Here is a 19,613-nt window from a genome sequence, read left to right as displayed (position 1 = left end):
TTAAGCCCGTCTGCGCCGATGGTACTGCCGTAACTGGTGGGAGAGTAGGCCGCCGCCTTCTTCGAAAAGCACTTATCTAACGATAGGTGCTTTTTTTTTGCCCCACTAACAAGAGAAAAACGTAAATTCAAGAATTATATATTAGATGCTATTATACGTTTTTTAGTATTTTATTTAATTCTAGCCTAGCTCTTATGAAAACCAATTACCCCATTGTATTCTTAATCCTCCTTACTTTTTTTGTTATATCCTTCCTTACGAATATACTGGGGGCCTTAAATCCTAGCGTGTCAATAAGTTTTGGGCTTAGTGAGACAATGGCTGGATTTTTACCCTTTACTTTTTTTATTGCCTACGGTATTATGTCTATACCTTCTGGTTTTATGCTAGAAAAATTTGGGGAAAAAAAGTTGATGATTTTTGCATTCCTATTGGCTTTATTAGGGTCTTTTTTATTCGTACTAATACCTACTTTTCCTGTATTTCTTGTTACCCTTTTTACCATAGGAACTGGTATGGCAATACTACAAGTGGTAATAAATCCGCTTTTAAGAGTGGCAGGAGGAGAAGAAAACTACGCATTTACCTCTGTTTTAGCGCAACTCACCTTTGGAGCAGCTTCTTTTGTTAGTCCAAAAGTTTATTCGGTAATGGTAACCTATTTTGAGAGCACAGCATCTGCAGATAATAGGCTTTTGGGAAGCCTCAAAGGAATGCTACTACCGGATATGGCATGGAGCTCTATGTATTGGCTTTTTGCTCTGGCAAGCCTGGTGATGATTTTTGTAATTACACTTTTTCACTTTCCAAATGTAGAACTTAAAAGCGATGAGAAAGTAGGTAGCCGTGCCTCTTATCTGGCTTTGTTTTCTAATAAAACGGTAATACTGTACTTCCTCGGAATATTTGCCTATGTTGGTGTGGAACAAGGTATTTCCTATTGGATGTCTAAATATTTGCAGGTCTATCATCAATTCGATTTTGAAACTTTTGGTGCGGAGGCAGTAGGAAATTTTTGGGGATACATGACCCTCGGAGGCTTATTTGGACTAGTTTTATTACGATTGTTAGACAGTAAGTTAGTCTTAAGAGTATTTACAATTTGTGCCATGGTTTCCCTGGCACTTGCATTATTTGGAAATGCACAGACCTCCTACTATAGTTTCCAACTATGTGGAATATTTTTGTCGGTGATGTATCCAATTATTTTATCCCTGGCCCTTAACTCGGTAACAGAAAACCATGGGTCTTTCGCAGGGATTTTAATGACAGGTATCATGGGTGGTGCTGTAGTACAATTGCTAATTGGCCTAGTAAGTGATTTTACCTCCCTTAAAATTGGGATGTTACTAAACTTTGTGGCTCTATTATTTGTACTTAGTATTAGTTTCTGGGCAAAACCAATAATTAAAAATAAAACACTGCCAATTAAATGAAACCTCAGCTAGTACTGCAATTTATAGACGGGGTAAATCACCTTCACCCTTTAAAGGAAGATTGGATTGGCCCATTAGATACTTGTCTGTGTGATGTGCAGCCTGTCTCCCCTCCGAAATGGCCCAAACAATTAAGGATTGACCTCTCCGTTGATCTCCTGCCACAAATATTCCAGGAACATTGGTATGATAATTCTTTACCGAGGCCTTGATATTCGTTCTCGCATCGGCTTCCAGTCCCAATTGCTCTGCAATGGTCATTTCAGAACCGGTAAAACCCATTGCTAATAGTACTAGTTCACATGGCCATTCTTTTTCGGTTCCTTCAATTTCTTTTAAAATAGGTCGTTCTCCGGGAACTTTTTTCCATTCTACATTAACCGTGACCAGACCTTTTAAATTACCATTTTCATCACCTACAAACTCTTTTGTTGAGATGCTAAAAAACCTATGTGCTCCTTCTTTGTGAGAAGAGCTGGTCCTCAGTTTCATGGGCCAAAATGGCCAAGGTTGATCCTCAGTGCGCTGTTCGGAGGCCTTTCCTAAAATTTCAAAATTCGACACAGAGTTGGCCCCTTGTCGGATGGAAGTTCCTATACAATCAGAACCAGTATCCCCACCGCCTATTACCACCACATTTTTGTTGGTCGCTAAAATATCTTCTCCTTCAAAGGACATGCCATCCACTCTTCTATTATTTTGAGATAGAAAATCCATTGCTTGTACAACTCCTTTTAGATCTGCTCCCTTTATGGGTAGTTTTCTTCTAATGGTTGCCCCTCCACATAGTACAATTGCATCAAAGTCTTTCTTTAAATCATTGGCCTTAATGTCTTTACCAATTTCTACCCCAAGTTCAAATGTAATGCCTTCTTCTTCTAATATTTTCAGTCTGCGGTCTATTACGTTTTTCTCCATTTTAAAATCTGGAATTCCATAACGCAGTAGCCCTCCTGCTTTTTCATCTCGCTCAAAGACAGTAACCCAATGCCCAGCTCTATTTAATTGCTGAGCGGCCGCTAAACCGGCAGGACCTGACCCAACAACGGCAATCTTTTTTTCTGTGCGATATTCTGGAGGTGAGGCTACGATCCATCCCTTGCTAAAAGCAGTTTCAACTATGTTCTTCTCAATATTCTCAATAGATACGGGGTCTTCATTAATACCCAATACACATGCTTCTTCGCATGGAGCCGGACAAAGCCTGCCGGTAAATTCGGGAAAATTATTTGTAGCATGTAAAATTTCTGCTGCCTTTTCCCACTTACCTCTATATACCGCATCATTAAAATCGGGAATAAGATTTCCTAAGGGACAGCCACTATGGCAGAAAGGTATACCGCAATCCATGCACCTAGCTCCCTGATTCTTAATTTCTTTTTCCTTTAGCGGGCGTGTGAATTCTTTAAAATTTTGAATTCGATCCTTTACAGGAATGTAAGACTCTACTTTTCTGTCATACTCTAAAAACCCAGTTATCTTTCCCATAAGTTAATTATATTGTTTCAAGTTTTTCATTTTCCAAGCGTATTAATGCCTGTCTGTATTCTTCCGGTAAGACCTTAATGAATTTCGGTAGATATACTTCCCAATTTTCCAGTATCTTTTGGGCAAGCGGACTCAAAGTGGCGTTGTAATGCTTCTCAACAAGACTTTTAAGTTCTGCTATATCCTTGTCTTCCTCAACACTTAATAAGTTTAACCCATCCTGTTGGCATCTTTTCGCAAAATTTTCCTCTGCGTCGAGAACATAAGCAATCCCTCCGCTCATGCCTGCACCAAAATTACGCCCCACCTCGCCAAGAATAACTGCTATTCCTCCGGTCATATACTCACAGCCATGATCCCCTATTCCTTCTACTACAGCCTTAGCTCCGGAATTACGAACACAAAATCGCTCCCCGGCTTTCCCATTGATATATGCCTCGCCCGTAGTAGCTCCATATAGGGTTACATTTCCGGTGATTACATTTTCTTCCGGTTGCAGAGTAGATTTATATGGAACCTTAATAATTAATTTTGCTCCTGATAACCCTTTGCCTAAGTAGTCATTGGTATTACCGTTTACTACCATGGTTAATCCTTTGGTGGCAAAAGCTCCAAAACTTTGACCAGCGGATCCGGTGAAGTTTAATTTTAGGGTATTATCGGGTAAACCCTCTGCACCATATATTTTTGAAATCTCATTACTTATTATTGCACCAACAGCCCTATCCGTATTCTTTATTGGAAAATCTAAGCTAATTTTTTCTTTTCGAAAAAGAGCAGGATGTGCTTTTTCAATAATTTCAAATTCTATAGATTCTTCAATATGATGTTTCTGTTTCTGTGTATTGAATAATTTGGTCCCTTTGGGAACGTCTATTTCATGTAGAATTGGTGTTAGGTCTATCCCGGCAGCTTTGTAGTGTTCTATGGCCTTGTTTCTGTCTAATTTTTGTACCTGCCCCACCATTTCATTTACGGTTCGGAAGCCTAGTTGTGCCATAATCTCACGTAATTCTTGCGCTACAAAATACATGTAGTTTACTACGTGTTCTGGTTTGCCGTTAAACTTCTTTCTTAGTTCCGGATTCTGTGTAGCAATTCCTACCGGACAGGTATTTAAATGGCATACCCGCATCATTATGCATCCAGAGGCTACCAGCGGAGCAGTGGCAAATCCAAATTCTTCTGCTCCCAATAAACAGGCTATGGCTACATCCCTCCCAGTTTTCAGCTGCCCGTCACATTCCAAGACAATCCTATTTCTGAGGTCGTTTAACACCAAAGTTTGCTGAGCTTCGGCTATTCCAAGTTCCCAAGGCAGTCCGGCGTGTTTCAAAGATGTTAATGGGGAGGCACCCGTGCCTCCATCAAAACCAGAAATAAGAACTACGTCTGCCTTTGCTTTAGATACTCCGGCGGCTACAGTTCCCACACCTACTTCCGACACTAATTTTACATTTACGCGTGCGGCTCTATTTGCCGATTTAAGGTCGTAGATTAATTGAGACAGATCTTCAATCGAATAAATGTCGTGATGTGGTGGGGGCGAGATGAGGCCAACATAAGGTGTAGAGTTCCTTGTTTTAGCGATAGCCGGATTTACCTTTGGGCCAGGTAATTGACCACCCTCTCCTGGTTTCGCACCTTGAGCCATTTTAATTTGAATCTCCTGTGCATTGGTTAAATAGTTAGAAGTAACGCCAAACCTACCCGAAGCTACTTGTTTAATAGCACTATTGCGCCAATCCCCTGTTTGATTTTTGTAAAAACGCTCTGCATCTTCCCCTCCTTCGCCTGAATTACTTTTACCGCCTATTCTATTCATGGCTATAGCTAAATTCTCATGCGCTTCTTTACTTATGGAACCGTAAGACATTGCCCCAGTTTTAAAACGCTTTACAATTTCTGTCCAAGGCTCTACTTCTTCAATAGGTATAGGATCGTAATTAGAAAATTCGAATAACCCTCTGATGGTCATTAGGTTTTCGGATTGCTTATTGACCATCTCAGAAAACTCTTTATAGGTGTCGGGCTCATTATTTCTGACAGATTTTTGAAGCTTAGCAATAGAGATAGGATTAAACATATGTTTTTCACCATCCCGGCGCCATCGGTAATCCCCTCCAATTTCTAGATCCAGATTAGCAGCAACATGCTGGTCCTGGTAAGCTTTTTTGTGCCGCTTTGCAATTTCTTTTTCAATCTCATATAAACCTATTCCCTGAATTCGTGTAGGTGTATTTGGGAAATACTTATCCACTACCTTGGTATTAATTCCTATACACTCAAATAATTGGGAACTGCGGTAAGAATTGAGGGTAGAGATCCCAATCTTGTTCATTACTTTTAATATCCCTTTGCCAATAGCTTTATTGTAATTCTTGATGGCTTCATCAAAGGTAAACTCCGTAATATCGTTTTCTTCAATTTGTTCTGCTATAATTTCGTTTACTAAATAAGGATTAATTGCACTAGCACCGAAACCAAATAATAGAGCAAAATGGTGTACCTCTCTTGGTTCTGCAGATTCGATGATAATACTTAATTTAGAGCGTTTTCCTAATTTGTGTAAGCCGCTATTAACGTACGAACAGGCAAGCAAGGCAGGAATTGGCGCTTTATCCTTATCACTGCCCCTGTCGGAGAGAATAATAATGTTTGCCTCTTCGTCTATTGCTTTTTCTGCCTTTCTCAAAGCCGCTTCCAGTGCCTCTTCCAGTCCGTTGTGTCCTCGATTTATTTCATAAAGTATGGGAATAGAAACAACTTTATAATCTGGGCTGGCATCATGGTTTTTAATCTTGTCTAGATCTTCCTTGGAGATAACAGGATTCTGTATCTTGAGTTTTCTACAGTTTAATTCAGTAATATCAAATATGTTTTGATCACTTCCCAAGGTTAGGGAGATATCGGTTATCATTTCTTCTCTTATACCATCAAGAGGCGGGTTGGTTACCTGTGCAAATAATTGCTTAAAGTAATTGTATAATAATTGAGGGCGTTCCGATAAGACCGCTATTGGGGTGTCTGCTCCCATAGATCCTATGGGCTCCTTGGCATACTGGCCCATCGGAAGAATAATCGTATTTATATCTTCCAGGGTATATCCAAATACAGCCTTCCTTTTTTCTAAAGAGGCTTCGTCAAGAAAGAGAGGGCAATCGTTATAAGGAATATTTTTTAGGTGCACTAAATTTTCATCTACCCATTTTTTATAGGGATGTTTTTCCGCAATTCTTTCTTTAATTTCTTCGTCGTTTATGATTCTACCGGCTTCCATATCCACAAGGAACATCTTGCCAGGTTCTAACCTCCCATGGTGTTCTATGTTTTCCGGATCAATTTCAACCACTCCGGTTTCTGAAGACATTATAACATAGCCATCTTTAGTCACTGAATAGCGGGAGGGTCTTAATCCATTTCTGTCTAAAACAGCTCCTATATAGCTCCCATCCGTAAATGGAATGGAAGCTGGTCCGTCCCATGGTTCCATGATGCAGGAGTTATACTCGTAAAAGGCTCTTTTAGTATCGGACATTTCATTATTTTTTTCCCAAGCCTCAGGTACCAGCATCATCATTACCTCTGGCAAAGACCTGCCAGTCATCAACAATAATTCCACAACCATGTCCATCGTTGCAGAATCTGATTTTCCTGGTAGTATAACAGGAAGAATTTTTTTTATTTCCTCCCCAAAAAGATCACTTTTTAAAAGAGCTTCCCGAGAATTCATTCGGGTGATATTACCTCTCAAGGTATTTATTTCCCCATTATGGCACATATATCTAAAGGGTTGTGCTAAATCCCATGTGGGAAAGGTATTGGTAGAAAAACGTTGATGTACTAATGCCAATCTGGTTACTACTCTGGCATCCATCAAGTCTGTAAAATAGAGCTTTATATCATTGGGCATTAAAAGCCCTTTAAAGATTATGATTTTAGTAGACAGACTGGGGACATAGAAAAACTTACTTTCCGAAAGTTTAGAATTAATAAGTTTATGTTCCGTTATTTTTCGTGCGATATAAAGTTTTCGATTGAAATCAAAATCACTTTGGTCTTCCTCTTTTTTGCCTACGAAAAGCTGTTTTACAAAGGGTTCTGTCTCTCCGGCAATCCTACCGGGAATTGATTTATTAACTGGAACATTTCGCCAACCTAAAAGTGTTAATCCTTGCTTCTTAATATTTTCTTCGAAAACGGAAATACAGTAATCTTGCTGATTTACTTTCTTTGGAAGAAAAATATTCCCCACTGCATAGTCTCCAATATTCGGAAGTTCAAAAGAACATTCTTGTACAAAAAAATCATGAGGAATGTCTATGAGGATTCCGGCACCGTCTCCAGTTTTCCCATCGGCACTCACTGCACCCCTATGCTCCAATTTATCCAGAATCTCCAGGGCCTTGTGAATTATATCGTTAGACTTTTCACCTTTTAGACTGCATATAAACCCTGCTCCGCAATTATCATGTTCAAATTCTGGTAAATAAAGACCTTGTTTTTTTAGACTCATAGTATTATGGTATTTTCTCAAAAATATCAATATAATTGAAATATCTATACCATTTATATAGATATCCAACAATAAATTCAACGTTTGTAATAGAAAGCTTAAAAATATCTAATTTGTGAAATTTGGGTCTAATAAATTGAGATAATAACAAACAGGGTTTGAAAACAAAGGTAGACCTAAGAATTATAGGGGTGTAGTTTTAAAAATACAAATTATAGTCTATGATATTGTAGAAAAAGGGGGGATCTTTTATTGATAAATTTAATTATAAACAAATTATCCCTAAATTTTTAGGGGTATACTTTTTAAGTAACATAAATTAACGCTACTTTTTTAAAATCTCACGGGAAATAACCAATTTTTGAATCTCAGATGTACCTTCGTATATCTGCGTAATTTTTGCATCTCTCATCATACGCTCCACGTGGTATTCTTTCACAAATCCATTACCGCCGAAAATTTGTACGGCTTCAACAGCCGTATCCATAGCTACTTTAGAAGCATAGAGCTTTGCCATGGCACTGGATAAAACATAGTCTTTTCCTTCGTCCTTCTCTTTTGCTGCCTTGTAAACCAGTAGTCTTGCAGCTTCAATCTGGGTATGCATGTCTACTAATTTAAACCTAATGGCTTGATGATTAGCTATTTCTGTACCAAAGGCCTTTCTTTCCTGTGCATATTTTTTGGCCAATTCATATGCACCTTCAGCAATTCCCAAGGCCTGGGCTGCGATTCCAATTCTTCCTCCGGAAAGAGTTTTCATGGCAAATTTAAAACCAAAGCCATCCGCACCAATTCTATTTTCTTTTGGAACTTTAACGTCATTAAATATTAGAGAATGCGTATCACTGCCACGTATTCCTAGTTTATTCTCTTTAGGACCTACTTCAAATCCCGGGGAAGCTTTTTCAACGATTAAGGCATTGATTCCTTTATAACCTTTCTCTGGATATGTTTGCGCAATTACCAAATAGATACTTGCTGAATTTCCATTGGTAATCCAATTTTTTGTACCGTTTAAAATATAATGGTCGCCTTTGTCTACGGCCATTGTCTTTTGAGAAGTTGCGTCGCTACCAGCTTCGGGTTCTGACAGACAGAAAGCCCCAATTTTTTGCCCTGTAGCCAATGGTCTTAAATATTTCTCTTTTTGTGCCTCTGAACCAAAGGTTTCAATTCCCCAACAAACCAATGAATTATTAACAGAAGCAATTACAGAAGAAGAGGCGTCTATTTTAGATAATTCTTCAATCATCAAGACATAAGACAATGTGTCTAAGCCACTACCTCCAAAATTTGGGTCTACCATCATCCCCATAAAACCCAGTTCTCCCATTTTCTTAACCTGCTCTACCGGAAACTCTTGGTTCTCATCTCTTTCAATAACGCCCGGAAGCAGCTCTAATTCGGCAAAATCTTTCGCTGCTTGCTTAATCATTTTTTGCTCCTCGCTAATCAAAAAGTCCATAGTATTTTTCTAAAATATTTCTTATGCAAAGATAAAGTTCTAAGTTTATTTTTAGGTTCTTCCTAAAAAAAAAGCGAAGTTTAAAATCGGGAAAATACTTGCATTATCTCCCAGAACAAAAGATAGAATTCCTTTGATACCATTACAATATTTTTATATTTGTGAGAGGTATTTTTTTACGCCCTACGCTTCAAAATTGCAGGAAGCATTATTTCTGCTGAACAAGCGTTTTTTGGAAGGATTTATTCCTAAAAAAATCTCCGTTTTTAATCCAACTATGAAAGATCTTTTAAATAAATACGAGAAAAAAGCCCCGGAAATTGTTTTTCATTGGACGGATCCGGAAACCGAAGCCGAAGGTTGGACAGTTATTAATTCTTTAAGAGGTGGAGCAGCCGGCGGTGGAACGCGAATGCGCGAAGGCCTGGATAGGAATGAAGTACTTTCTTTGGCCAAAACCATGGAAGTAAAATTTACCGTATCTGGCCCGGCCATCGGAGGAGCAAAGTCGGGGATTAATTTTAATCCTCACGATCCTAGAAAAAGGGGAGTATTGGAACGTTGGTATGCAGCTGTTTCCCCATTATTAAAAAGTTATTATGGTACGGGAGGAGATTTAAATGTTGATGAAATTAACGAAGTTATTCCAATAACGGAGGATGTGGGTGTCTGGCACCCACAGGAAGGTGTTTTTAACGGTCACTTTAAACCAACGGAGGCCGATAAAATAAATAGAATTGGCCAACTGAGGTTGGGCGTGATAAAGGTTATCGAGAATACTAATTACTCTCCTGATGTTGCAAAAAAGTATACCATAGCGGATATGATTACTGGTTTTGGCGTTGCGGAAGCCATTAAACACTATTATGATATTTATGGAGGAACGGTTATTGGGAAAAGAGCAGTAGTCCAGGGTTTTGGAAACGTAGGTTCTGCCGCGGCATTTTACTTAGCACAGATGGGAGCCAAAATCGTAGGAATAATTGATAGGGTTGGCGGTGTAATTAATGAAGATGGTTTTTCTTTTGAAGAAATAAAGGACTTCTTTCTCCATAAAAAAGGGAATACTTTAATTGCTGATGCGGACAAAATGATTCCTTTTGAAGAGATTAATAATCGAATCTGGAGTTTGCCTACCGAGATATTTGCCCCATGTGCGGCTTCGAGGTTGATAACTCAAGAGCAAATTTCTGCTATGATCGACACGGGATTAGAAGTTATTTCTTGTGGTGCAAACGTCCCCTTTGCTGATTCTGAAATATTTTTTGGCCCTATTATGGAATACACGGATGAACGTGTAAGCCTTATTCCAGATTTTATTTCAAATTGTGGAATGGCCAGAGTTTTTGCGTATTTTATGGAGCGAAGAGTAGCTATGGATGACGAAATGATTTTTAATGACACTTCGGATACCATAGGGAAAGCTATTTTGAATATCTTTAAGGAAAATGATTCGAAAAAAGACCTAAGTAAAACTGCATTTGAAATTGCATTGAAGCAACTAATCTAAATAAAACCATATGGAAACCATTATTATCATTGTATTCTTAGTAGGTTATCTGGCGATTACCCTAGAACATAATCTTAAAATTGATAAACTAATTCCGGCTCTGGCTATGATGGCTATTTTGTGGGCCCTGATAGCATTGGCGCATTTGCCTGTTTTTGAGGTGAATACCGACTTAAAGGAGTTAGAGCCATCTCATATAGATGAAATGCTCTTGCACCATCTTGGGAAAACTGCCGAAATTCTGGTATTCCTTTTAGGAGCAATGACCATCGTGGAGATAATCGATTATTTCGATGGTTTTGCCACCATAAAAGGATATATCCGAACTAAGAAAAAGTCCAAGCTGCTATGGTTGTTCTCTATACTGGCCTTTATCCTTTCTGCAATTATTGATAACCTCACGGCTACCATAGTTTTGGTAACCATCCTTCAAAAGGTGATTAAAGAACGCGATGTAAGACTCTGGTTCGCTGGTATGATAATTATTGCTGCAAATGCCGGAGGAGCATGGTCTCCGATAGGGGATGTAACTACCACTATGTTGTGGATTGGAGATAAAGTATCTGCTGTGGAATTAATTAAAAACGTGCTGCTACCTTCTATTGTTTGTATGATTATTCCGGTTCTGGTGGCCTTGCGTTATAAGGCTTTTAAGGGCAATATTGAAAGTGAAGTGTTAACGGAGGAACCCAAAAAATCTCCTCATGGGGCAACCATGTTATATCTTGGTTTAGGGTCTATTGTATTTGTTCCGTTTTTTAAGACCATTACACACCTACCTCCATACGTGGGTATGATGCTGTCTTTGGCCGTTGTTGCTACATTTGCTGAAATCTATACAAGTGCTAAGTTTAGTATTTCTAGTGTAGACGGCGCGGAAAGCCACGAAGGTTCTATGCATAGCGCCGTACACGCCTCGCTATCAAAAATTGAATTACCTTCCATTTTGTTTTTCCTTGGAATATTACTCGCAGTGGCCGCATTAGAGTCACTCGGGATGCTTTTCCACTTTGCAGGATTCCTCGATGAGACTATGCCATTTCTTGGCACGGAAGCAGCAGGGGGGTCTGTCTCCGATTTGGTTATAATAATACTGGGTATAGGTTCTGCCGTTATTGATAATGTACCATTGGTGGCAGCCAGTATGGGGATGTTCTCTATTCCAACAGACGATTCCGTTTGGCATTTCATTGCATATTCTGCCGGAACGGGTGGTAGTATGTTGATTATTGGGTCTGCCGCTGGCGTTGTGGCAATGGGCATGGAAAAGATTGATTTCTTTTGGTATTTCAAAAAAATTGCATGGTTAGCCTTTGTTGGTTTTATTGCTGGTGCAGGGACTTTTATGTTGTTGAGAAATTTGTTGCAAGCCGCATAATTTAATTTCGAATAAAGCGTTATAAGGGCAACTTTTAAATGGGAAGTATATGATTTTGTTACAGGACCTAGTTGATGAGGCTCAGGCTGGGGAACTTATTTCGGAAGAAAAAACTCTTTCGGTTATCGATTTGATATTTAATGGAGGAACGGGTAGTATAGTTATAATATCCGTTTTGTTTGTAATGTTGGCAGTTGCTCTTTATATCTACTTTGAACGTCTATTAGCTATAAAAGCTGCTTCTCAGATCGATAAGAATTTTATGAACCAGATCAGAGATCATGTTATGAATGGGAAATTAGAAGCGGCCAAGTTACTTTGCGCCCAAACAGATTCCCCTGTGGCAAGACTCACTGAAAAAGGCATCTCTAGAATAGGGAAACCTTTAGATGATATCAATACTGCTATTGAAAATGCGGGCACTCTAGAAGTATACAAATTGGAAAAGAATGTTAATGTTTTGGCTACTGTTGCCGGGGCCGGACCGATGATTGGTTTTTTGGGAACTGTAATCGGTATGATTTTGGCTTTTCATCAAATGGCAAGTAGTGGGGGACAGGCAGAAATGGGAGCATTAGCCTCTGGTATATATACGGCCATGACTACTACTGTAGCTGGTTTAATAGTGGGTATTGTTGCCTACATGGGTTACAATCATTTGGTAAACCGGACCGACAAGGTTGTTCACAAGATGGAAGCCAATGCAGTGGAATTTCTCGATTTATTAAACGAACCAGTTTAAAAACACCCTATGAAATTAAAAGGGAGAAATAAGATAAGTCCAGAGTTTAGTATGTCTTCTATGACAGATATAGTGTTTTTATTGTTGATATTTTTTATGTTGACAGCAAATTCACCAAATGCCCTCGATTTATTATTACCCAAAGCCAAGGGCAAGTCTACAAATACACAGAACGTATCCGTGACGATTAATAAGAACCTTGAGTACTTTGTTAATAATGAGAGAATAAACGGAGAATACATTGAAATTGAATTAAAAAAGGCACTAGAAGGTCAGGAAAAACCAACTATTATTCTGAGAGCAGAAGAAAGCGTTGCGATTAAAGAAGCAGTTAGCGTTATGGATATTGCGAACCGGAATAGTTATAAAGTGATCCTGGCAGTGCGACCAAATTAATGTCCTTCTTAGACACGAGACACAAGAAAAAATCTTTTACACTTACTACTCTTTTGTTAAGTGTACTACTCCTTTTGCTTTTTTATATTGGTCTAACCTATATGGACCCTCCAATAGAGAATGGAATTACTATCAATTTTGGTTCCATGGACTATGGTATGGGCGAAAAACAACCCAAAAAGAAGATAAAGGCTGCCGCAGCTACTCCTGTGGAACAGGAAGAAGAGGAAGTAGTAGAAGAACCACAAGAAGCAAAAATAGAAGAAATAGCTGAAGAAGATGTTACTGAAAATGTTACGGAGAAGGTCCTTACGCAAGACACCGAAGAGTCTATTCGTATAAAGCAAGAGGCTATTGCAAAAAAAGAAGCAGAAGAGGCGGCTAAAAGGGCCAAGGCTAAGGCAGATAAATTAGCCAGGGAGCAAAGAGAGGCGGAAGAAAAGGAACGAAAGGAAAAAGAAGCCAAGAAGAAGAAACTAGATGAACTCATGGGAGGTCTGAATAGTGCGGATGGTGAAGCGCAGGGGAGTGAGGGAGATGATAATGTAGCTGGAGATAAGGGCAGTCCGGATGGCAATCCTTATGCAACGAGTTATTATGGGAGTCCCGGATCTGGGAACGGAACCGGAGGTTATGGTCTAAGCGGCAGAACATTAGGGAGAAAGGGTAAAGTTCCTCAAGAATGTAATCAGGAAGGACGTGTGGTTGTGGAAATTATTGTAGACAAGAATGGCAAGGTAATACAAGCTACACCAGGAGTAAAAGGAACTACAAATACCGATCCATGCTTGTTGGCACCTGCCCGGAAAACGGCTATGATGCACGAATGGAACTCAGATTCCAAGGCACCTTCCAGACAAAAGGGGTTCGTGGTTGTTAACTTCAAACTGGGCGAATAAGTGGTGTCTTACGACGAAACCTTGCGTTGGATGTTTTCCAGACTCCCAATGTATCAGCAAAAAGGGGCTTCTGCATATAATTCAAAACTCGATACCATCCTGGCTTTTGCCAAATATTTGGGAGATCCACACAAAAAGTTTAAAAGCATACACATAGCAGGCACAAATGGTAAAGGATCTAGTAGTCATATGCTGGCTTCCATTTTCCAGGAAGCCGGATATAAGGTCGGACTCTATACTTCTCCGCACTTAAAGGATTTCCGAGAACGAATAAAAATCAGTGGTGAATGCATCTCGCAGACGGAAGTGACCTGCTTTATTCAGGAGCATAGGAGCTTTCTGGAAGAGCATGATCTCTCTTTTTTTGAAATGACGGTAGGTATGGCTTTTGATTATTTTGCTAAACAAAAGGTGGATATAGCCATGATTGAAGTTGGTCTTGGCGGAAGACTGGATGCCACCAACATAATACATCCTGAAATAAGTCTAATTACCAATATAGGTCTGGATCATCAAGATCTTTTGGGGAGTACTCTGAAGGAGATAGCAAGAGAAAAAGCAGGAATTATTAAAAATGGAACTCCTGTTGTAGTAAGTGAATTCCAGGAAGAAGTGGCCACTATCTTTCAGGATATAGCCTTAGATAAAAAAGCACCTCTCTCTTTCGCCTCTGCAAACGAGTCTAAAAACTATAGTCTACCATTATTAGGGGAATATCAAATAAAGAATGTGAAAGGTGTTGTTGAGGTTATTGCCCAACTACCTTCTTATGGCATTAAAGAAACTCATCTGGTAAAAGGATTAAAAAATGTAGTTGCAAATACCAACTTGCTAGGAAGGTGGCAGATTCTTAGCGAAAAACCTCTTACCATTTGCGATTCCGCACATAATAGAGAAGGATTGACATTGGTTTTGCAACAGCTCCAAAAACGTAGATTCAATGATCTCCATTTTGTTCTAGGTTTTGTGAAGGGGAAAGATTTAGATAAAATCTTGCCCTTGTTTCCCAGAAATGCATCTTATTATTTTTGCAAACCAAAGGTAGTTCGAGGTTTAGAGGCAGAAATACTTAGAGACAAAGCTGCCAAGTTTGGACTTATTGGAACTTCCTATTCATCTTTAGGCAGTGCATATAAGGCTGCTAGAGACAGGGCAGACAACAAAGATCTTCTGTTTATTGGTGGCAGTACATTTACTGTGGCAGAGGTAGTATAAATTTTTTTATTTTTTGTTTTGGGGAATAAAAAACTATCCTATATTTGCATCCCCTTTGGGGCTCTTAGCTCAGTTGGTTCAGAGCACCTGCCTTACAAGCAGGGGGTCACTGGTTCGAATCCAGTAGGGCCCACCAGGTAAACACTAGGCTTCAGAAGATTTCGATTTTCTGAAGCTTTTTTATTTGCAAATAATTAGGTAAACAGTTGAAAGTTTCTCAGGTTTATAAAAGTTTTGTCGCCGCCGGCAACTTTGTTTTTTCTTCCTAAAAGTGGAAAAAGTAGTATACAATTTTAGCTAGGCATACCTTATGGGCATCGGACAGTTGAAATTTCCTTAAATGTTTTAATTACTGTTAAGTTGCGGTATGATAACTTATTTTACGAGGAAACTTTATAGGCATGTTTGGGAAGAGTATTACACTGAAACACTTATATATTGAAAATCGATCTTGTATAGGCCTCCAATTTCAAGCAAATTGTTATTTACAAGAAAAGGTGAATTTATTGAATAACGTAGCATGGTCTTTCCGGTATCAAATGTATTTTTTGCCGAATACGAAAGAAAACATACAATTGATATTTAAACTATTTAAAGGTGTGGCTTGGATAAATGGCAACTATTTCTTTCATAACAAAGCTCTTCCTAATAAGCCAAGTAAGGGTAGCTTTAAACGCCAGAATCATAGAAATTCTAGAGGTCAGGAACAATTATGTCCTAACGAATATCTTGAAAAGTTAGAGCTTAAGAAATATGCACCCAATACAGCAAGAATTTACATCTCATGCTTTGAGGCATTCATGCGCTTTTATCCCAATGCCATATTGAATGAATTAGACGAAAACGATATCCGCAAATACCTGCTTTTTCTAGTTCGGAAAGAAAGCTCTGATTCCTATATCAATCAAGCCATAAACAGTATTAAATTCTACTACGAGATTGTATGTGGAATGCCCAATCGGTTTTATTCTATTGAACGGCCAAGGAAATCTAAAAAGCTACCAAAGGTGCTTTCTGTGATAGAGGTTCATGATTTGCTCGGGGAAATTAAAAATGTAAAGCATCGATGTATCGTTGGTTTACTCTATAGTTCGGGTTTAAGAAGATCAGAAGTCTTGTCTTTAAGACCAGAGGACATTGATAGTAAGCGCATGTTAGTAAGAGTTAACCAGGGAAAGGGTAAAAAAGATCGATATTCAATTTTAAGTGCCAAACTGCTAAAGGAATTACGTAATTATTACAAACGATATCAACCACAGACATATCTTTTCGAAAGTCCCAGTGGTAAAGCCTACTCTCCTACGAGTGTGGTGAATATAGTTAGTTGTGCTGCAAAAAAAGCCGGAATTAAAAGAAGAGTTACGCCACATATGCTCCGTCATAGTTTCGCAACACATTTGTTGAATAAGGGAACTGATTTACGAAAGATACAAGTTCTTTTGGGTCATAATTCGAGCAAAACAACGGAGATCTAAACTCATGTATCAGAAAATTCCTTCAAGAATATTTATGATTTGCTATCTTAGCTATAAAAAATATATAGTGCATAATGTGTTATATTCAATTGTTGTAAAACATTTTGCACTATTGTAACAAAAACTTCTTTCATTCGTGTTATTAATCTATTTCAATAAAAAGATAAATTTCAAAAATGAAAAAAATAGTTTTAACAATCGTTCTTTTTTTACCAATCATTCTTTTTTCTCAATCCAATAAAGAGCAGAAAAACATTTTAATGGTAGTGAGTAGTTACGGTAAAGATAATGGCTCAATAAGACCCGGTTATGAGTTTGACGAATTCTCTCAAGCCTATTTAGTTTTTAAAAATAACAACTTTTCTGTTAATGTAGCTAGTCCCAAAGGAGGAAAAGTAGAGGCAGACAAATTCAATACAGAGAAGACCTATAACAAAACACTATTAGAAGATAAAGAGGCTCTAAGTTTTTTAGATAATACAATGACTACGGCAGATGTGAACCCTGAAGACTACGATGCTATTTACATTGTTGGGGGAAAAGGTGCAATGTTCGATTTACCTTTTGACCCCTCTTTGCAAGATATCGTATTAAATCTATATGAGAGGAAAAGTACGGTTATTTCATCGGTTTGCCACGGACCAGCTTCATTTGTAAATATTAAAAGTAACGATGAGTTTATTATAAAAGGCGTTGAATTAACAAGCTTTTGTAACATAGAAGAGGAGCTTTTTGGAAAAAAATGGGTGAAGGAATTTCCTTTTAGTTTGGAGACTAAATTAGAAGAAAGGGGTGCTATCTTTAAACAAGCTGATTTCATGTTGTCTAAGGTTGTTGTTTCAGGAAAATTTGTTACCGGTCAAAATCCATTTTCAACAGCAAAATCTGCAGAAGCCGTTGTAAAATCTTTTGGGATTACACCTGTAAAAAGAGAATTGTATGACGATGAGAATAGCGTGTATTTAATTCAAGATATTCTAGATAATAAGATAACATTTGAAAAAGCGGAATCGTTATTAGCAAAAAATATAGAGAATTATGACATTCCTTTAATCGCTGTATGGGGTTATTACAAAACGATTGCTGCAAAAGAAAATAAAGTCGAATTAAAAAAAGCAATGGAAATTATGGAGTTGACATCTCCTCACTTTTTTGACCAGAATCTTGAATTTGTATTAGCAAGAACACATTACTCTCTGGGTAATAACCAAAAGGCAAAAAAGATATTAAACGATTTAATTTCTAAAAATCTTCTAAAGGAAAAAGCAGAAAAATTACTTAAAGAAATAAAGTAAAAAACGTTTTACAACAACGTGTATAGCTCATTGCGGCTCTGATGGTTAACCTTATGAAACTTCCTGCAATTTAACTACATTTAATCCAGCGGATAAATCCGCAGTTTGAAAACCGCAACAAGCTATACACAAGACCGTTGTAAATCATTAAAAATATGACAAATAATCATAGACTTCAGCTTGTTTTAAATGGTTTTTCCTCTATGAGCGAAAATGCTTTCAAACTTTCTGCAGGTGTTTGGCATGAAAAATCATTTAAAAAAGGTGAATTGTTTAATGACTACAAAAATGTTTGCAAGGAACTAGGCTATATACTAGAAGGAACATTTCGCTCCTATATTATTGATCCCATTAGTGGAGAAGAAAAAAATGTATTCTTTTTTTCCAAAGATGGCTTTATATCTGCCTATAAAAGCTTTGTCAATCAAATTCCTTGTCAATTTTATACAGAAGCATTAACAGATGCTCGAATTATTTGTATTAACACAAAATCTCTAGATGACCTATACAGACAATCTCATGAATGGGAGAATTTTGGTCGGTTGACTGCAGAATGGGTAGCAAGTGTAGTGACTCAAAGAGTGGAAAGTTTTCTTCTAAAATCTCCCGAAGAGCGATATCTAGATTTAATAAAAGCTCATCCTGAGCTGTGCAATGAGATACCTCTTTATCATATTTCGTCATACCTTGGAATACAAGGTCCATCCCTTAGCAGAATAAGAAAAAGATTAGCGGGCAAATAACGATTTTAACCGAGGTTAAGAAAATTCATTATTGAGATACTGAGCTTTGCTTCAAATAAACAAGAAGTAAAATGAAATTATATACAATCTTAGTAGCATTCGCATTATTGTTTTCTGCGAATTCTTATTCTCAAGATCTAAATCAAAGCAAAATGGAAAAAAATCTAAAATCAAAGACTATCATATTTATCCATGGTCTATTCGTGAATAATGAAAGTTGGAAGGAATGGAAAACGCTCTTTGAAAGTGAAGGATACACTTGTTACACTCCTGCAAACCCTAAGCATCATGGCAAACCCAATAAACTTCGTCTGAATCCACCTCAAGGTTTAGAAGATGTTCGTTTCGAAGATTGGTTATTATATTTGGAAAAACTGATTGACGCTCTACCTGAAAAACCCATTCTTATTGGACATTCGTTTGGTGGTCTTGCAGCACAAAAGCTAGTTGAATTAGGTAAAGTCGAAGCTGCAGTGCTGATTAGCTCTGCACCACCAAAAGGCACATTATCATTCAAACCTAGCTTTTGGAAAGCCAACAACAAAAGTTTAAACTTTTTTAAAGGAAGAAGTGTTTTTAATCCTGATACAGAAAAATATAAAAAGTGGTTTCATTATGCTTTTGCTAATACTCTTTCATTGGAAGAGTCTGATAAAGCGTTTGACCAATATGCGGTTCCAGAGAGCAGAAGAACGCATCGAGCTGCATTAAAAAAAATCACTAAGGTTGATACAAAGAAGCCTCATGCTCCTTTGTTATTTCTTGGAGGATTAGATGATGTAATAGTTCCGAATGAGTTGGTAAGAAAAAATATAAAGCACTATAAAAATCAGGAAAGTATTGTTGATTCAAAATTTTTCGAAGGCAAAGATCATTTTATATGCGGTGCTGATGGATGGGAACAAGTTGCAAAATTTGCTCTTGAATGGCTGAAGAATTGAAAAAAACGATTTACAACAAGGTATAAAAGCAATAGCGGTTTGGGTGCATACTCAAACCGTTTTTGTGTTTAATTAAGTATATTGTGATTTGAAAGTTAGGGTATTTTAATC

Annotated in this window: 14 protein-coding genes and 1 tRNA gene; 12 read left to right on the top strand and 3 right to left on the bottom strand. The window is 37.9% G+C overall.

What is annotated here, in order from left to right; translation table 11 throughout:
- Window positions 1–194 precede the first annotated feature (194 nt).
- Window positions 195–1,436 carry an MFS transporter gene (locus PXG98_RS10090; RefSeq protein WP_276390764.1) on the top strand — a complete coding sequence of 414 codons (1,242 nt, stop codon included), beginning with the start codon at window positions 195–197 and terminating at the stop codon, window positions 1,434–1,436.
- Window positions 1,437–1,457: 21 nt separating this feature from the next.
- Here PXG98_RS10090 and PXG98_RS10085 read toward each other — a convergent pair whose 3' ends face one another.
- From PXG98_RS10085 to PXG98_RS10075, 3 genes are all read right to left on the bottom strand, one after another.
- Window positions 1,458–2,924 (bottom strand): glutamate synthase subunit beta, encoded by a 1,467-nt coding sequence (locus PXG98_RS10085; RefSeq protein WP_276390763.1) that lies wholly within the window; start codon window positions 2,922–2,924, stop codon window positions 1,458–1,460.
- 7 nt (window positions 2,925–2,931) lie between these two features.
- The gene (gene gltB, locus PXG98_RS10080; protein ID WP_276390762.1) at window positions 2,932–7,440 is read right to left on the bottom strand and encodes a glutamate synthase large subunit; all 4,509 of its coding nucleotides are present in this window, start codon (window positions 7,438–7,440) and stop codon (window positions 2,932–2,934) included.
- Window positions 7,441–7,765: 325 nt separating this feature from the next.
- On the bottom strand, window positions 7,766–8,908 hold the full coding sequence (locus PXG98_RS10075; protein ID WP_276390760.1) for an acyl-CoA dehydrogenase: 1,143 nt from the start codon (window positions 8,906–8,908) through the stop codon (window positions 7,766–7,768).
- A gap of 277 nt (window positions 8,909–9,185) precedes the next feature.
- Between PXG98_RS10075 and PXG98_RS10070 the strand changes: the two genes are divergently transcribed.
- From PXG98_RS10070 to PXG98_RS10020, 11 genes are all read left to right on the top strand, one after another.
- Entirely contained in the window at window positions 9,186–10,418 is a 1,233-nt protein-coding gene (locus PXG98_RS10070; RefSeq protein WP_276390759.1) for a Glu/Leu/Phe/Val dehydrogenase dimerization domain-containing protein, read from the top strand.
- 10 nt (window positions 10,419–10,428) lie between these two features.
- Window positions 10,429–11,796 (top strand): sodium:proton antiporter NhaD, encoded by a 1,368-nt coding sequence (gene nhaD / locus PXG98_RS10065; RefSeq protein WP_276390757.1) that lies wholly within the window; start codon window positions 10,429–10,431, stop codon window positions 11,794–11,796.
- Between the two features lie 49 nt (window positions 11,797–11,845).
- A complete protein-coding gene (locus PXG98_RS10060) occupies window positions 11,846–12,538 on the top strand; it encodes a MotA/TolQ/ExbB proton channel family protein (RefSeq protein WP_276390755.1) in 693 nt (230 codons plus the stop codon).
- A 9-nt stretch (window positions 12,539–12,547) separates the two neighbouring features.
- Window positions 12,548–12,934 carry an ExbD/TolR family protein gene (locus PXG98_RS10055; protein ID WP_276390753.1) on the top strand — a complete coding sequence of 129 codons (387 nt, stop codon included), beginning with the start codon at window positions 12,548–12,550 and terminating at the stop codon, window positions 12,932–12,934.
- On the top strand, window positions 12,934–13,833 hold the full coding sequence (locus tag PXG98_RS10050; RefSeq protein ID WP_276390751.1) for an energy transducer TonB: 900 nt from the start codon (window positions 12,934–12,936) through the stop codon (window positions 13,831–13,833). Before PXG98_RS10055 ends, PXG98_RS10050 begins: the two co-directional genes overlap by 1 nt.
- A gap of 3 nt (window positions 13,834–13,836) precedes the next feature.
- A complete protein-coding gene (locus tag PXG98_RS10045) occupies window positions 13,837–15,048 on the top strand; it encodes a bifunctional folylpolyglutamate synthase/dihydrofolate synthase (protein WP_276390797.1) in 1,212 nt (403 codons plus the stop codon).
- A 58-nt stretch (window positions 15,049–15,106) separates the two neighbouring features.
- Window positions 15,107–15,184, top strand: a tRNA-Val gene (locus PXG98_RS10040).
- A gap of 403 nt (window positions 15,185–15,587) precedes the next feature.
- A complete protein-coding gene (locus PXG98_RS10035; RefSeq protein WP_338150235.1) occupies window positions 15,588–16,523 on the top strand; it encodes a tyrosine-type recombinase/integrase in 936 nt (311 codons plus the stop codon).
- Between the two features lie 176 nt (window positions 16,524–16,699).
- Complete coding sequence (locus PXG98_RS10030; RefSeq protein ID WP_276390748.1) at window positions 16,700–17,818, top strand: type 1 glutamine amidotransferase domain-containing protein; 1,119 nt, start codon at window positions 16,700–16,702, stop codon at window positions 17,816–17,818.
- A 155-nt stretch (window positions 17,819–17,973) separates the two neighbouring features.
- Complete coding sequence (locus PXG98_RS10025) at window positions 17,974–18,561, top strand: Crp/Fnr family transcriptional regulator (RefSeq protein WP_276390746.1); 588 nt, start codon at window positions 17,974–17,976, stop codon at window positions 18,559–18,561.
- A gap of 71 nt (window positions 18,562–18,632) precedes the next feature.
- Window positions 18,633–19,502, top strand: coding sequence for an alpha/beta hydrolase (locus PXG98_RS10020; protein WP_276390745.1), 870 nt, complete (start codon window positions 18,633–18,635; stop codon window positions 19,500–19,502).
- The last annotated feature ends 111 nt before the right edge of the window (window positions 19,503–19,613 follow it).

It is taken from the genome of Eudoraea chungangensis, from assembly GCF_029360665.1.
Classification (GTDB): domain Bacteria; phylum Bacteroidota; class Bacteroidia; order Flavobacteriales; family Flavobacteriaceae; genus Eudoraea; species Eudoraea chungangensis.
The sequence above is the reverse complement of the archived record's forward strand: the minus strand, read 5'-3'. Positions and strand labels throughout refer to the sequence as shown.

Coding starts and splice junctions, on each gene's coding strand:
- PXG98_RS10090 (WP_276390764.1), top strand. CDS start 195: ATGAAAACCAATTACCCCATTGTATTCTTAATCCTCCTTACTTTTTTT.
- PXG98_RS10085 (WP_276390763.1), bottom strand. CDS start 2,924: ATGGGAAAGATAACTGGGTTTTTAGAGTATGACAGAAAAGTAGAGTCT.
- gltB (WP_276390762.1), bottom strand. CDS start 7,440: ATGAGTCTAAAAAAACAAGGTCTTTATTTACCAGAATTTGAACATGAT.
- PXG98_RS10075 (WP_276390760.1), bottom strand. CDS start 8,908: ATGGACTTTTTGATTAGCGAGGAGCAAAAAATGATTAAGCAAGCAGCG.
- PXG98_RS10070 (WP_276390759.1), top strand. CDS start 9,186: ATGAAAGATCTTTTAAATAAATACGAGAAAAAAGCCCCGGAAATTGTT.
- nhaD (WP_276390757.1), top strand. CDS start 10,429: ATGGAAACCATTATTATCATTGTATTCTTAGTAGGTTATCTGGCGATT.
- PXG98_RS10060 (WP_276390755.1), top strand. CDS start 11,846: ATGATTTTGTTACAGGACCTAGTTGATGAGGCTCAGGCTGGGGAACTT.
- PXG98_RS10055 (WP_276390753.1), top strand. CDS start 12,548: ATGAAATTAAAAGGGAGAAATAAGATAAGTCCAGAGTTTAGTATGTCT.
- PXG98_RS10050 (WP_276390751.1), top strand. CDS start 12,934: ATGTCCTTCTTAGACACGAGACACAAGAAAAAATCTTTTACACTTACT.
- PXG98_RS10035 (WP_338150235.1), top strand. CDS start 15,588: ATGTATTTTTTGCCGAATACGAAAGAAAACATACAATTGATATTTAAA.
- PXG98_RS10030 (WP_276390748.1), top strand. CDS start 16,700: ATGAAAAAAATAGTTTTAACAATCGTTCTTTTTTTACCAATCATTCTT.
- PXG98_RS10025 (WP_276390746.1), top strand. CDS start 17,974: ATGACAAATAATCATAGACTTCAGCTTGTTTTAAATGGTTTTTCCTCT.
- PXG98_RS10020 (WP_276390745.1), top strand. CDS start 18,633: ATGAAATTATATACAATCTTAGTAGCATTCGCATTATTGTTTTCTGCG.